Raw genomic sequence first — 14,186 nt, 5'->3', positions numbered from 1 at the left:
GCGTCGGCCCGGAGCCCCAGGAAGGAGGCCACCATGGCCGCCCCTGCACTCATCGCCCTCGCCCACGGCAGCCGCGACCCCCGATCGGCCGCCACCATCAATGCCCTCGTCGCCGAGGTGCGGTCCCAGCGCCCGGACCTGCGGATCGAGTCGGCGTTCCTCGAGCTGTCGAAGCCCGGCTTCCACACCGTCGTGGACCGCCTGGTGCGCGCCGGTCACGAGGAGATCGTGGTCGTGCCGCTGCTCCTGTCGGACGCCTACCACGCCAAGGTCGACGTGCCCGCCGCGATCGCGGAGGCCACGGCCCGCCACGAGGGGCTGCGCATCCGCGCCGCCGGCATCCTCGGCCTGGAGACCGCGTTCCTGCAGATCCTCGACGAGCGTCTCCGTTCGGCGCTGCGCTCCGCGCGCGTCCGAGAGCTCGACGCGCTGGTCCTCGCCGCCGCCGGCTCCAGCGACGCGCTCGCCAACCAGGCCGTCGCCCGCCTGGCCCGCGTCTGGGGCGCCCGGCACAAGCTGCCCGTGACCGCCGCGTTCGCGTCGACCGCCCCGCCGGCCACCGGCGAGGCCGTCCGGGCGTTCCGCGCCGAGGGGCGCCGTCACATCGCGGTCGCCTCGCTGTTCCTCGCACCGGGGTTCCTCGCCGACCGCTCGGCGGAGCTCGCGCTCGAGGCCGGAGCCGTCGCGGTCTCCGACCCGCTGGGCGCGCACCCCGAGGTCGCGCGCACGATCCTCGCGCGGTACGCCGTCGGCGCCGTCGAGCTCGTCCCCGTCTGAGCCCCGGGGGCCCTCCGGCCCCTTCCGCGTCCACAGGGACCAAGCGGCACTTTCCCCGGCCGACCGGGGAAAGTGCCGCTTCGCGTATCAACGTTGATGGGCGAAGTGGCGTGTTCCCCGGTCGACCGGGGAAAGTGCCGCCCCGTCACCCTCCACCTCGGGTGGAGGGCCGGGGGGTCAGACGGCGTGCTGCAGCAGACGCCGGAGGTCGCCGGCGGGATCGGTCGTCGTGCCCCCGTGGACCGGCCCGGGCTGCACCACCGTGCTCCGTGGCGCCTTGAGGAAGCCGAAGCGGGTGCCGATCGGGTGCGAGCCCGCCGAGCCGCCGCGGTCGTCACCCGCGCAGACACCCGCGACGAACTCGAGCGCGCGGCAGAGCGCGGCGAGGTCGAGCGACGGGAAGGCTGCACCGAGGCGGGTCTCGTCCACCGACCATGCGACGTCGAGGAAGCGTGCCTCCTCGCAGTAGAGGACCACGCCCACGTTGAGGAACTCCTCGCGGTCGACGCGCGGCACGCAGCGGAGCACCACGTACTGGTACGGCATCGCCGCGCTCACGAACCTGCCCCCGGGAGCCAGGAGCGCGAGCCCAGCCGCGCGGCGAGGAAGCGCACGTACGCCGCGCGCACTGCCTCCGGCTCCTCGGCGCCCGCCACGGGCTCGAGCCACGCGTCAGGCACCTCGGCGGCGATGTCCGCGAGCACGCCCTCGTCCAGCACGGCGCGCGCGGCGTCGTCGGCGGTCGGGAGGTCCGCGACGCGGTCGGCGAAGACGTGGTCGGCGATGCTCCAGGGCTGGGCGGCGAACCGCGCCGGATCGGTGATGCCGCCGGCCCAGGCGTGGTGGAAGTAGAGCGACGCCCCGTGGTCGATGGCCCAGACGTCCCCGTGCCACCGCAGGAGGTTGGGGTTGCGCCACGAGCGGTCGACGTTGGCCGTGAACGCGTCGAGCCACAGGATGCGCGCGGCCGCCTCCGCGTCCTGGGGCTCGGCGTGGTCGAACCCGAAGGCTCCGGGCAGGAAGTCGACGCCCAGGTTGAGTCCGACGCTCGCGCGGAGGAGGTCCTGCACCTCCTCGTCGGCCTCGTAGCGCGCCAGGTCGAGGGCCAGGTCGAGACCGACCAGTCGAGGGGTGCGGATGTCGAGCCGGCGGGCCAGGCCGCTGACGAGCACCTCGGCGACGAGCACCCGCAGCCCCTGGCCGGCACCCCGGAACTTGCACACGTAGGTGCCGAGGTCGTCGGCCTCGACCACGCCCGGGAGGCTGCCTCCCTCGCGGAGCGGCGTGACGTACCGCGTCACCCGTTGCACCGGGATCACGCGAGCGGGTCCTGCTCCGTGAGGCGGCGACGCTGCTCGTCCGGGTCGAACGACGCCGACGGCCAGCTCAGGTCGAGCGCGCGCAGCTCGTCACGGAGGAGCTGGGCCACCACCAGGTTGCGGTACCACTTCGAGCCCGCGGGCACGACGTACCACGGCGCGTCTTCGCGGTGCGTGCGCTCGAGGGCGACCTCGTAGGCCCGCTGGTAGTCCGCCCACAGGGCGCGGTCGTCGATGTCGGCGGGCGAGAACTTCCAGTGCTTCGCCGGGTCGTCGAGCCGCGCCAGCAGACGCGACCTCTGCTCGTCCGGCGAGATGTGGAGCAGCACCTTCACGAGGCGGGTGCCACCGGCCCGCACACCGGCCTCGAAGTCGTTGATCGCGCCGTACCGGCGTTCGATCTCCTCCGGCGGCGCGAGGGAGCGGACCCGCGCGACCAGCACGTCCTCGTAGTGGGAGCGGTCGAAGACACCGACCTGTCCTGGACCGGGCAGCCGCGGGGCGACGCGCCACAGGAAGTCGTGGGTGAGCTCGTCCGGGGTCGGCGCACCGAAGGAGGCGACCCGCACGCCTTGCGGGTCGAGCAGACCGAAGACCTTGCGCACCGTGCCGCCCTTGCCGGACGTGTCCATGCCCTGGAGGACCAGCAGCACGCTGGGCGCCCCCGCACCGTGGGAGCGGCCGGTCGCCACGAGGCGTTCCTGCAGGTCGGACAGCTCGGCAGCCACCGTGGCGAGCGCCTCCTTGCCCGCCGCCTTGTCGCCGTCGAACCACGGAGAGCCGGACGTGGGGTGGGACGCGAGGTCGACGGGACCCGGCCGCAGGCGCAGGGAGGAGAGATCCACCCGGCCACTATCCCATCCGGCACGCGGGGCCGGAGCAGTGCTCAGTCGGCCTCGCCGGCATCGTCGAGCTCGTCGACGTCGTCACCGCGGGCGGCCAGCTCCTCGCGCACCACGCTGTACGCCGTGCCCGGCGCGTACCCCTTGCGCGCCAGCATGCCGACCAGCCGTCGCGTGGCCACGGGCGCCTCGAGGCCGCTCATGGAACGCAGCTTCTTGCGCACCAGCACGCGTGCCGTCTCCGTCTCGTCGTCGGGCTCGACCTCCGCGAGCGCCTCGCGCGCCACCTCGTCGTCGACGCCCTTGCGGCGCAGCTCCTGCGCCAACGCGCGCCGGGCGAGGCCCTTCGCCGAGCGACGGCCCTCCACCCAGGAGCGGGCGAAGGCCGCGTCGTCGACGAGGCCGACCTCCTCGAAGCGGTCGAGCAGACGGTGCGCGACCTCCTCGGGGACGTCCCGCGACGCCAGCTTCGTCGCCAGCTCCTGGCGACTGCGGGCACGACCCGTCAGCTGGTCGAGCAGGATGGTGCGCGCCACCTGCTCGACGTCCGCGTCGGGAACCGCGACGGCCTCGTCCTCCGGCGGCGGCGCCCAGGGGTCGTCCCCCGGAGCGTCCGCGCCGGAACCACGCGATCCGGCCGCTCGGGCCGTCATGTCAGAAGTCGTCGACGCCGAGCGGCTCGGCCGGCTGGTCGACCTGCGGGCCCACGCCCAGCTTCTCGAGGATCTTCTTCTCGAGCTCGTCGGCGAGGTCGGGGTTGTCGCGCAGGAAGTTGCGAGCGTTCTCCTTGCCCTGGCCGAGCTGGTCGCCGTCGTAGGTGTACCAGGCACCGGCCTTGCGGACGAGGCCCGCCTCGACACCGACGTCGATCAGGCCGCCCTCGCGGCTGATGCCCTTGCCGTACATGATGTCGAACTCGGCCTGCTTGAACGGCGGGGCCACCTTGTTCTTCACGACCTTGACGCGGGTGCGGTTGCCGACCATGTCGGTGCCGTCCTTCAGCGTCTCGATCCGGCGGACGTCGAGGCGCACCGACGAGTAGAACTTCAGCGCGCGACCACCGGTGGTGGTCTCCGGCGAGCCGAACATGACGCCGATCTTCTCGCGCAGCTGGTTGATGAAGATCGCGGTCGTGTTGGCGCCGTTGAGGGCACCGGTCATCTTGCGGAGCGCCTGGCTCATGAGACGGGCCTGGAGGCCGACGTGGCTGTCGCCCATCTCGCCCTCGATCTCGGCCTTGGGCACGAGCGCCGCGACCGAGTCGATGACGATGAGGGACAGGGCGCCGGAGCGCACGAGCATGTCGGCGATCTCGAGCGCCTGCTCGCCGGAGTCGGGCTGCGAGACCAGGAGGGCATCGGTGTCGACGCCGAGGTTCTTCGCGTACTCCGGGTCGAGCGCGTGCTCGGCGTCGATGAACGCCACGATGCCGCCCGCGCGCTGGGCGCTCGCCACGGCGTGGAGCGCGACCGTCGTCTTTCCGGAGGACTCCGGACCGTAGATCTCCACGACGCGGCCCCGCGGGAGACCGCCGAGGCCGAGCGCGACGTCGAGCGCGATGGACCCCGTGGGGATGACCTCGAGCGGCGCACGGGTGTCGTCGCCCAGCCGCATGATGGAGCCCTTGCCGAACTGCTTCTCGATGCTCGCGAGCGCCGTGTCGAGCGCCTTGCCGCGGTCTGCACCAGCCATGGTGTGTCCTTCCCTCCGGGCTCCGCCCGAGTCGTTCGATGGCCGGCGGCCACCGCGTGAGTTCATGAGCACGACGTTAGGCCGAGCCACTGACAACCCTGAGCGCCGCGCGACGCCTGGGGAGAACCCGGCCCGAACTCGTGCCTGTGGACAGCAAGCGTAGACGAACACGTGTTCGACGGGCGACTCCGGCGCACGGCGTGTCGCGCAGGTGCTCAGGACGCGTCGTGCTGCGGGTCCGCGGGCACCGCTCCGGCGCGTACCGTCACCGCGGCCGCGCCGAAGAGCACGAGCACCAGCAGTGCCGCCCCGGCCGCGAGCCAGCCGAAGCCCCAGGCCCCCACCACGACGCCGGCCAGCGCGCCCCCGACGGCGGCCGTCAGGCCCATGACCATGTCGGAGGCGCCCTGCACGTCCGTGCGCGCCTCGAGCGGCGTGCCGTCCGCGATCGCGGTCGACGCCGCCACCGTCGCGAACGACCAGCCCAGTCCCAGCAGGAACAGGCCCGTCGCGATGTGCCAGGAGTGCCCCTCGGGCGACGTTCCGGCGAGCCCCAGGGAGACGAGCAGCACGGCGGCGCCGGTGCCGAGCGCCGGCCCTCGTCCCCAGCGGTCGGCCACGAGGCCGACGAGCGGGGAGAAGGCGAACATGCCCAGCACGTGGATGCTGATGACGAGCCCGATGACGTCGAGCTCGGCCCCGCCGTGCTCCATGTGCAGCGGGGTCATCACCATCACGGCCACCATCACCGCGTGCGCGCAGGACAGCGCCACCACGGCGGCGGTCACCGCCGGGCGGGTCGCCAGCACCTCGCGCACCACCGTCCAGTCGATGCCGCGGCGACGGGTGACGGCCGGCTCGGCACCGATCGCCGCCAGCCTCCGCGCGGTCAGCAGCGGGTCGGGGCGGAGACCCACGCCGACCACGAGCGCGGCCAGCAGCATCGCGACCGCCCCGACGACGAACGGCCCAGTCAGCTCGGGCACGCCGATCCGGGCGGCCATCCACCCCGAGAGCCCCGTGAGGTTGGGGCCGGCGACGGCACCGATCGTCGTCGCCCACACCACCAGCGACAGGGCCCGGCCACGCCGCAGCGGCGCGGCCAGGTCCACCGCGGCGTACCGCGACCCGCTGTTCGCCGCCGTCATCGCCCCCAGGAGCGCGGACCCCACGAGCAGCAGCGCCATCGACCCGACCACGCCCGCGACGACGGCGAGCGCGGCGCCCGCCGCTCCCGTCAGCATCCCCGCGAGCAGTCCCAGGCGGCGTCCCCGCGACGCCATCAGACCCGCGAGCACGTACGACGCGGCGGCCGCCCCGACGACCTGGGCGGTCTGCGCGAGACCGGCCTGCGCGTCCGAGCCGGACAGGTCACGGGCCAGCAGGCTGGCCGTGGCGATGCCGATGGTGATGCCCACGGCACCGACGGCCTGCGCCAGCACCAGGACCAGGACCGTGCGCCGCTGCACCCGCGTGGCCTCCTCGGGACCTCCGGGGAACGGCACGACCGGGGCGGCGGCGTCCGACCCCGCCGTCACCGCTCGGATTCCGGCAGCTCGAGCGTGCGGTGCACGACGGCCCAGACGGCCTTGGGGTCCTCCCCCGCCTCCAGGGCCTCGACCGCCGTGCGGTTGCCGAGGGCCGGCATGACGTGGCTGCTCGCCCACGAGCGGACCCGGGCCGGACCGAGGGCCGACTCCAGGCGCCTCCAGAACTCGGTGTGCCTCACGCCGTGCTCCCGTCCGTGGTGGGCAACGCGGTCGCCGGCACCGGAGCACCGACGTCGTGGAGGTGGTGGAGGACGTCGTGCAGGTGGTACTGCGCCAGCGTCGTCACCGTGAAGGCGGACCCGTTGCTGCGGATGCCCCGCCGCCCCGCGTCCTCGGGCCGGACGGCGGCGTAGCGGTCCGCGACCCGCGCCGAGGCCGCCGCGAGGTCGTGCGCGACCTGCCGGGGTTCGTCGAGGTCGTAGCGTCCCACCGCAGCGGCAGCGTCCTGGTCCCAGTTCGCGAACGTGGCCACGTCCTCGCCGGTGGTGCCCAGCACGAGAGCCAACCGTTCGTCGAAGACGCGGTGCACGTCGCGGACGTGCGCGGCGTACTCGGTGGTGGACCACACCCCCGGTCGAGGGCGTCGCCGCAGGCGCTCGTCCCCGTCGCTCCCGTTGCCGCCGCTGCCGCCGCTGCCGAGCACGGCCGTCCACGCCGCGGCCGCCTCGTCGAGCAGCCGGGGGACGGCGGTCAGCGGGACGGACCCGGCGTCGACGCCGCACGCGGCGCAGGCACGCTCCAGCACCCAGGTCCAGTCCTTGGTGTCGGCGTCGGCCGCGACGAAGGGCTCAGCGGTGGTCACCTCTCTCACGCGGCCCATGATCGCAGGGCCGGCTGCCGCCGGGGAGCGCGGACGCTGCCAACGAGCAGCAGGACACTGCCGCAGGCCCCCTTCCGGCGCGTCGGGCCGGGCGCGGGGGGAGAATGGCCGGATGGACGACTACGCGACGCGGTCCGCCCACGAGCACGACCTCCCCCGGATCTCGGCGATCTACAACCACGCCGTCGAGCACTCCCTCGCGACGTTCGACCTCGAGCCACCCGACCGCGAGTACTGGCGGGAGCGTCTCGACGGGCAGCACCCCGGCGACCACCTCATCGTCGCGGTGGACGGTGCCGACGACGTCGTCGGCTACGCCTACTCGTGGTCCTTCCGGCCCCGACCCGCCTACGACCTGACGCGCGAGACCTCCATCTACCTCGACAACTCGGTGCGCGGCCGGGGGATCGGCCGGCTGCTCTACCCCGCCCTGCTGCAGACGATGGCGGTCTCGGGCGTGCACACGGCCATCGCGGCGGTCGCCCTGCCGAACCCCGCCAGCGAGCGGCTGCACGTCGCGTGCGGCTTCACGAAGGTCGGCGAGTTCAAGGAGGTCGGCAACAAGTTCGACCAGTGGCTCGACATGGCCTTCTACCAGCGCATGCTCGTCAACATGCCCACGGGGGACGCGATCGTGGACTGATCCGCGCGGCGGCACGGCGGCCCGTCAGGACTGTCGGTGCACGCTGCAAGGATGAACGGCATGTCGGCATCCGCGCTCACCCGCTTCTCCGAGGTGACCCAGGCGTGGTTCACGGCTGCCTTCGCGACGCCGACGCCCGCGCAGGAAGGGGCCTGGGACGCGATCGGCTCCGGGAGCCACGCCCTCGTGGTCGCTCCCACCGGCTCGGGCAAGACGCTCGCGGCGTTCCTGTCGGCGATCGACCGGCTGACGACGACGCCCCCGCCGGAGGAGCCGGCCCACCGGTGCCGGGTGCTCTACGTGTCGCCGCTGAAGGCGCTCGCCGTCGACGTGGAGCGCAACCTGCGCACCCCGCTGGTCGGCCTCCGCGCCACCGGCGAGCGGCTCGGCGTGGAGGTCCCGCAGGTGCAGGTCGGCGTGCGCTCCGGCGACACCTCGGCAGCCGACCGCCGTCGCCTCGGCACCCGCCCGCCCGACATCCTCATCACGACGCCGGAGTCGCTCTTCCTCATGCTCACCTCGCAGGCGCGCGAGGCGCTGCGGGGCGTCGAGACGGTCATCGTCGACGAGGTGCACGCCGTCGCGGGCAGCAAGCGCGGCGCCCACCTCGCGCTCACGCTCGAGCGCCTCGACGCGCTCCTGCCGCAACCGGCCCAGCGGGTCGGGTTGTCCGCGACCGTGCGGCCGATCGAGGAGGTGGCGCGCTTCCTCGCCGGTGGCCGTCCCGTCGAGGTCGTCGCGCCGCCCTCGCAGAAGCAGTGGGACCTCGGGGTGGTCGTGCCCGTCGAGGACATGACGGCCCCGGGCGAGTACGACGAGGACGATCCCGACTCCGGACGTGCGGCCACCTCGATCTGGCCCCACGTGGAGGAGCGCGTGCTCGACCTCGTGGAGTCGCACCGCTCGACGATCGTCTTCACCAACTCGCGCCGGGTCTCCGAGCGCCTCACGGCACGGCTCAACACCCTGGCGCAGGAGCGGGCCGAGGCCCGGGAGGGCGACGCCGGAGAGGGGTCCGAGACCCGGGCCCCCTCACGTCCCCCCGCCGAGCTGGCCGGCCAGTCCGGCTCCACGACCGGTGCCGCCGCTCTCGTCGCCCGCGCCCACCACGGATCGGTGTCCAAGGAGCAGCGCGAGATCATCGAGGACGACCTGAAGAGCGGGCGCCTCCCCTGCGTGGTCGCGACGAGCAGCCTCGAGCTGGGCATCGACATGGGTGCGGTGGACCTCGTGGTCCAGATCGGCTCGCCCCCGAGCGTGGCGAGCGCGCTGCAGCGGGTCGGACGCGCCGGTCACCAGGTCGGCGAGGTGTCCCACGGCGTGCTGTTCCCCCAGTTCCGCGCCGACCTCGCGCCGACGGTCGTGGCCGTCGACTCGATGCGCACGGGCTCGATCGAGTCCCTGCGGGTGCCGTCCAACCCGCTCGACGTGCTGGCGCAGCAGGTCGTCGCCGCCGTGGCGCTCGAGCCCGCCCACGTCGACGAGCTCTTCGCCCTCGTGCGTCGGGCGGCGCCGTACGCGACGTTGCCGCGCAGCGCCTACGACGCGACCCTCGACCTGCTGAGCGGCCGCTACCCGTCCGACGAGTTCGCCGAGCTGCGTCCCCGTCTCGTCTGGGACCGCGTGACCGGCAACCTGACCGCCCGCCCGGGCGCGCAGCGCCTCGCGGTCACCAGCGGCGGCACGATCCCCGACCGCGGCCTGTTCGGCGTCTTCATCGTCGGGGGCGACGAGCGCGGGAAGGGTCCCGGACGCCGTGTCGGGGAGCTCGACGAGGAGATGGTCTACGAGTCGCGGGTGGGCGACGTGTTCGCCCTCGGCGCGACGAGCTGGCGGATCGAGGACATCACCCACGACCAGGTGCTCGTCACCCCGGCGCCCGGCGTGCCCGGTCGGCTCCCGTTCTGGCACGGCGACTCCCCCGGCCGCCCGGCCGAGCTGGGAGCCGCCGTCGGCGCGCTCCACCGCGAGCTGGGCGCGCTCCCCGAGCCGCAGGCCGTCGCCCGCGCCGTCGAGAGCGGTCTCGACGAGTGGGCCGCCGGCAACCTGGTGGCGTACGTCGCGGAGCAGCGCGCGACGACGACGGTGCTGCCCAGCGACCGCACGCTCGTCCTCGAGCGGTTCCGCGACGAGCTCGGCGACTGGCGGTTGGTGCTGCACTCGCCGTACGGGATCCCCGTCCACGCCCCCTGGGCGCTGGCGATCAACGCGCGGGTGCGAGAGCGGTACGGCGTCGACGGCCAGGCGCACGCGTTCGACGACGGCATCGTCGTGCGGCTGCCCGACACCGGGGAGGACCCGCCGGGCGGCGACGTGCTCGTGTTCGAGCCCGAGGAGCTGGAGGCGATCGTCACCACCGAGGTCGGCGGCTCGTCGCTCTTCGCCCAGCGGTTCCGCGAGTGCGCGGCGCGGGCACTGCTGCTCCCCCGCCGCCAGCCGGGCCGCCGGTCGCCGCTGTGGCAGCAGCGGCAGCGTGCCTCGCAGCTGCTGGAGGTCGCGGCGAAGTACCCGTCGTTCCCCGTCGTGCTCGAGACCGTGCGCGAGTGCCTGCAGGACGTCTACGACCTGCCGGCGCTGCTCGAGCTGCACCGGCGCGTCGACCGACGCGAGGTGCAGGTCGTCGACGTCGACACGTCGTCGCCGTCCCCGTTCGCCCGCTCGCTCCTGTTCGGGTACGTGGCGCAGTTCCTCTACGAGGGCGACTCGCCCCTGGCGGAGCGGCGCGCGGCCGCCCTCTCCCTCGACCCGGCCCTGCTGGCGGAGCTGCTCGGCCGCACCGAGCTGCGGGACCTGCTCGACCCCGAGGTGATCGCCGAGGTCGAGCACGAGCTGCAGCGCACCACGGCCGACCGGGGCGCCCGGGACGCCGAGGGCGTGGCCGACCTCCTCCGCGTGGTGGGTCCGCTCAGCGAGGCGGAGGTGGCCGCACGCGTCACGGAGCCCGGGGCGGCCGCGGACTGGTTGCGCAGCCTGGCGGACGCCCGCCGGGCGGTCCAGGTGCGGATGGCCGGGGACGAGCGGTGGGCCGTGGTGGAGGACGTCGGCCGGCTGCGCGACGCCCTCGGGGTCGCGGTGCCGCCGGGCGTCGCCCAGGTCTTCGCCGAGCCGGTGGCCGATCCGCTCGGCGACCTGGTGGCGCGGTACGCCCGCACCCACGGACCCTTCACGACCGCCGACGTCGCCACGCGGCTCGGTCTGGGGACCGCGGTCGTGGACACCACCCTGCAGCGCCTGCGCACGGAGGGACGGGTCACGGACGGCGAGTTCCGTCCGGGCGGCAGCGGCGCCGAGTGGTGCGACAACGAGGTGCTGCGCCGGATCCGACGCCGCTCGTTGGCGCGGCTCCGCCAGGAGGTCGAGCCCGTCGACCCTGCCGCCCTCGCGCGCTTCCTGCCGGCCTGGCAGCAGGTCGCGGCCGCTCCGTCGCCCGAGCCCGGCGACGGCCGTGCCCGCCCCGGCGCGCCACGTCCCCGCGGCGCCGGCCGACGCGGCGGGCTCCACGGCGTCGACGGGGTGCTCACCGTGATCGACCAGCTCGCCGGGTGCGCGCTCCCGGCGAGTGCGTGGGAGTCGCTGGTGCTCCCTGCCCGCGTGCGCGACTACGCCCCCGCGATGCTCGACGAGCTCACCGCCGGTGGCGAGGTGGTGTGGGCGGGACAGGGTGCGCTGCCCGGCTCGGACGGCTGGGTCACCCTCCAGCCGGTCGACGCGGCGGACCTGACCCTCCCGCTGCCTGCCCCCCACGACGCCTCGGAGCTGCACGACGCCGTGCTCGCCGCCCTCGCCCCGGGCGGTGCCTGGTTCTTCCGCCAGCTCGGCGACGCGGTCGGCACGACGGACGACGGGGCTCTCGCCGGCGCGCTCTGGGACCTGGTCTGGGCGGGACGCGTCACCAACGACACGTTCGCGCCCCTCCGCGGACGGCTGGGTGGCACGGGTGCCCACCGGTCGGCGCGACGTGCCCCGCGCACTCGCAGCGGCCGCTCCTTCCCGCCCCGCCCCGGTCGCGCGGGGGCCGGCGGGGGCTCCCGCGCCGCCGGGATGGCCGGCCCCGCGACGAGCGGGCGGTGGGCGGCGCTGCCCCCGGTCGACGAGGACGCGACGCGGCGGGGCCACGCCTCGGCGGAGGCGCTGCTCGCCCGACACGGTGTCGTCACCCGCGGTGCCGTCGTCGCGGAGCGGCTGCCGGGCGGGTTCGCCGGGGCCTACCGCGTGCTGTCCGCCTTCGAGGAGTCGGGACGCACCAGGCGGGGCTACTTCGTCGCGGGTCTGGGGGCCGCCCAGTTCGGCACCACCGGCGCCGTCGATCGGCTCCGCACCTTCGCCGAGCCCGCCGGGGGCGTCGACGGTGCTGCGGGCGAACCGGCGACGTACGTCCTCGCCGCGACGGATCCCGCGAACCCGTACGGCGCTGCCCTGCCCTGGCCCGACCGGCCCGGCACCGTCGGGCGCGGCGGGGAGGAGCCTGCTGCGGGCGAGCCACCGGTCGGCGCCCACCGTCCCGGACGCAAGGCCGGAGCCCTCGTGGTGACGGTCGACGGGGAGCTGGTGCTCTACGTGGAGCGCGGAGGCCGCACCCTGCTGACGTTCACCGCGGAGGCCGATCCGCTCGGGCGTGCGGCGCACGCACTGGCCGGCGCGGTGCAGCGCGGTGCCCTCGGCCGGATGACGGTCGAGCAGGCCGACGGCGCCCAGCTCCTCGGCGGCGCCCGCGACACACCCGTGCGGGCCGCGCTCGACGCCGCGGGCTTCGTGGCGAGCCCCAAGGGGTTGCGTCTCCGTGCCTGAGGGCGACACCGTCCTGCAGGCGGCGCGGCGACTCGACCGGGCGCTGGAGGGACGGGTGCTGGACCGGGTGGACCTGCGGGTGCCGCGGTACGCGACGGCCGACCTCGACGGGGCGCGGTACGCCGGCACCATCCCCCGGGGGAAGCACCTGCTCACGCGCCTCGAGCACGCGAGCGGCGCCTGGACGCTGCACACGCACCTCAAGATGGAGGGCATCTGGCAGACCACGACCGCGCGGGACGGCCGGTGGCGCCGGCCCGCCCACCAGGCGCGCGTCGTGCTGACCGCCGGTCCCGTGCAGGCGATCGGCTTCGCGCTCGGGGTCGTGGACCTGTTGCCGACCAGCGACGAGGACGACGTGGTCGGCCACCTCGGGCCCGACTTGCTCGGCCCGGGCTGGGACCCCGCCGAGGCCGAGCGGCGGCTCCGCGAGCGGTCGGAGCGCCCCCTCGTCGAGGCCCTGCTCGACCAGCGCAACCTCGCCGGGATCGGCAACGTCTACGTCAACGAGATCTGCTTCGTCATGGGGATCCACCCGCGTCGGCCGGTGGCCGCGGTGCCGGACCTGCCTCGTCTGCTGGCCCGCTCCCAGGCCATGCTCGACGCCAACCGCGAGCGCTCCTCACGCTGCACGACCGGCGTGCTGCGCCGCGGGCAGCAGCTGTGGGTCTACGGGCGCGCCGGCGACCCGTGCCGTCGGTGCGGCACGACGGTGCAGGTGGTGATGCGGGCGGAGACGGACGCGCCGGAGCGGGGCGAGCGGTCGACGTACTGGTGCCCCCACTGCCAGCCCGAGGGCTGAGCGCAGGACGGGAGCGTCAGGCCGCCGAGGCGACGACGGCGTCGGGCTCGGGACGCGGTCGGGTCGGACGTGCCGACGCGGTGATCGGCACGGGCGCCAGGAGTGACTCCTCACGCGCGACCTCGCTGCTCACCTCGAGCAGCACCGTCGACAGCGGGACGTCGAGGGCGGCGCACAGGGAGGCCAGCAGCTCGCTCGACGCCTCCTTCTGGCCACGCTCCACCTCGGAGATGTAGCCGAGGCTGACCCGGGCTCCCGCAGAGACCTCGCGCAGGGTCATGCCCTGCTGCACGCGACGACGACGGAGGACGTCGCCCAGTGAGTGCCGGTAGAGCACCATGCGGCTGTCCTTTCTGATCGTGAGCCTCAGGTGGTGTGCAACGCTACCCGATCCCTGTTTCATCCCGTCGGCACCATCCGTGAGTCAGCCGCGCGGATCCAGCTCGGCAGCAGCGAGGAGCAGGCGCAGCGCGGCGTCCACCGTCGCGTCCTGGATGCCCGCACGCCCGGTCGCGGCCGACAGGTCGAGACGCTCGCTGCGCACGCCGCCGGGGGTCAGGACACCGACGAACACGGTGCCCACGGGCTTGCCCTCCTGCTCGTCCGGACCGGCGACACCCGTCGTGGCGACCGCGTGGGTGGCGCCGAGCAGCCGGGCGGCACCGCGGGCCATGGCCTCGGCGCAGGCGGCGGACACGACGCCATCACCCTCGACCACGGACGACGGCACGCCCAGCACGTCGACCTTGACCTCCGTCGCGTACGACACGACACCGCCCCGGAACACCCGGGACGCTCCGGGCACGCCCGTCAGCGCCGCGGCGACCCGACCACCGGTGAGCGACTCCGCGACAGCGAGCGAGGCCCCCGACGCGACGAGCGCGTCGAGGGCCTCGACGGCGGCGGGGTGCGGATCAGGGCTCATGGCCCCATCCTCCCCCGCCGCCGGTGGA

The 14,186-nt window shown here is 74.7% G+C and carries 14 protein-coding genes; 4 read left to right on the top strand and 10 right to left on the bottom strand.

From position 1 onward, the window contains the following. Nucleotides 1-33 precede the first annotated feature (33 nt). The gene (locus G3T38_RS02895; RefSeq protein WP_163770532.1) at nt 34-777 is read left to right on the top strand and encodes a sirohydrochlorin chelatase; all 744 of its coding nucleotides are present in this window, start codon (nt 34-36) and stop codon (nt 775-777) included. A gap of 177 nt (nt 778-954) precedes the next feature. On the opposite strand, the gene G3T38_RS02890 is transcribed toward G3T38_RS02895, so the two are convergent. The 8 genes from G3T38_RS02890 to G3T38_RS02855 form a co-directional block, all read right to left on the bottom strand. After that, nucleotides 955-1,335, bottom strand: a complete 381-nt coding sequence (locus G3T38_RS02890; RefSeq protein WP_338037424.1) for a DUF3037 domain-containing protein — start codon at nt 1,333-1,335, stop codon at nt 955-957. Beyond that, on the bottom strand, nt 1,332-2,096 hold the full coding sequence (locus tag G3T38_RS02885) for a HipA family kinase (protein WP_163770531.1): 765 nt from the start codon (nt 2,094-2,096) through the stop codon (nt 1,332-1,334). The genes G3T38_RS02890 and G3T38_RS02885 overlap by 4 nt, the downstream gene beginning before the upstream one ends. After that, nucleotides 2,093-2,941 carry a PPK2 family polyphosphate kinase gene (locus G3T38_RS02880; protein WP_338037423.1) on the bottom strand — a complete coding sequence of 283 codons (849 nt, stop codon included), beginning with the start codon at nt 2,939-2,941 and terminating at the stop codon, nt 2,093-2,095. Before G3T38_RS02880 ends, G3T38_RS02885 begins: the two co-directional genes overlap by 4 nt. Nucleotides 2,942-2,982: 41 nt before the next feature. Then, nucleotides 2,983-3,591, bottom strand: a complete 609-nt coding sequence (locus tag G3T38_RS02875) for a regulatory protein RecX (RefSeq protein ID WP_163770530.1) — start codon at nt 3,589-3,591, stop codon at nt 2,983-2,985. Nucleotide 3,592: 1 nt separating this feature from the next. Further along, complete coding sequence (gene recA / locus G3T38_RS02870; RefSeq protein ID WP_163770529.1) at nt 3,593-4,630, bottom strand: recombinase RecA; 1,038 nt, start codon at nt 4,628-4,630, stop codon at nt 3,593-3,595. Between the two features lie 215 nt (nt 4,631-4,845). Next, the gene (locus G3T38_RS02865; RefSeq protein WP_338037422.1) at nt 4,846-6,168 is read right to left on the bottom strand and encodes an MFS transporter; all 1,323 of its coding nucleotides are present in this window, start codon (nt 6,166-6,168) and stop codon (nt 4,846-4,848) included. After that, the gene (locus G3T38_RS02860; protein WP_163770528.1) at nt 6,165-6,359 is read right to left on the bottom strand and encodes a DUF3046 domain-containing protein; all 195 of its coding nucleotides are present in this window, start codon (nt 6,357-6,359) and stop codon (nt 6,165-6,167) included. The genes G3T38_RS02865 and G3T38_RS02860 overlap by 4 nt, the downstream gene beginning before the upstream one ends. Further along, nucleotides 6,356-6,991 carry a DinB family protein gene (locus G3T38_RS02855; protein ID WP_338037421.1) on the bottom strand — a complete coding sequence of 212 codons (636 nt, stop codon included), beginning with the start codon at nt 6,989-6,991 and terminating at the stop codon, nt 6,356-6,358. Before G3T38_RS02855 ends, G3T38_RS02860 begins: the two co-directional genes overlap by 4 nt. Before the next feature lie 121 nt (nt 6,992-7,112). On the opposite strand from G3T38_RS02855, the gene G3T38_RS02850 reads away from it, so the two are divergent. The 3 genes from G3T38_RS02850 to G3T38_RS02840 are packed head-to-tail and all read left to right on the top strand — an operon-like array spanning nt 7,113 to nt 13,233. Then, entirely contained in the window at nt 7,113-7,643 is a 531-nt protein-coding gene (locus G3T38_RS02850; protein WP_163770526.1) for a GNAT family N-acetyltransferase, read from the top strand. 60 nt (nt 7,644-7,703) lie between these two features. Further along, on the top strand, nt 7,704-12,431 hold the full coding sequence (locus G3T38_RS02845; RefSeq protein ID WP_163770525.1) for an ATP-dependent helicase: 4,728 nt from the start codon (nt 7,704-7,706) through the stop codon (nt 12,429-12,431). Continuing rightward, entirely contained in the window at nt 12,424-13,233 is an 810-nt protein-coding gene (locus tag G3T38_RS02840; RefSeq protein WP_163770524.1) for a DNA-formamidopyrimidine glycosylase family protein, read from the top strand. Before G3T38_RS02845 ends, G3T38_RS02840 begins: the two co-directional genes overlap by 8 nt. Nucleotides 13,234-13,249: 16 nt before the next feature. Here the strand turns inward: G3T38_RS02840 and G3T38_RS02835 are convergent, their stop codons facing one another. Together G3T38_RS02835 and G3T38_RS02830 are read right to left on the bottom strand one after the other, a co-directional pair. Then, complete coding sequence (locus G3T38_RS02835; RefSeq protein ID WP_163770523.1) at nt 13,250-13,573, bottom strand: helix-turn-helix domain-containing protein; 324 nt, start codon at nt 13,571-13,573, stop codon at nt 13,250-13,252. 84 nt (nt 13,574-13,657) lie between these two features. Then, nucleotides 13,658-14,158 (bottom strand): CinA family protein, encoded by a 501-nt coding sequence (locus G3T38_RS02830; RefSeq protein ID WP_163770522.1) that lies wholly within the window; start codon nt 14,156-14,158, stop codon nt 13,658-13,660. Nucleotides 14,159-14,186: the final 28 nt, after the last annotated feature.

This window comes from Nocardioides zeae, assembly GCF_010686755.1.
GTDB lineage: Bacteria > Actinomycetota > Actinomycetes > Propionibacteriales > Nocardioidaceae > Nocardioides > Nocardioides zeae.
Note: the sequence above shows the minus strand (reverse complement) of the source record. Positions and strands in the feature narration are given on the sequence as shown.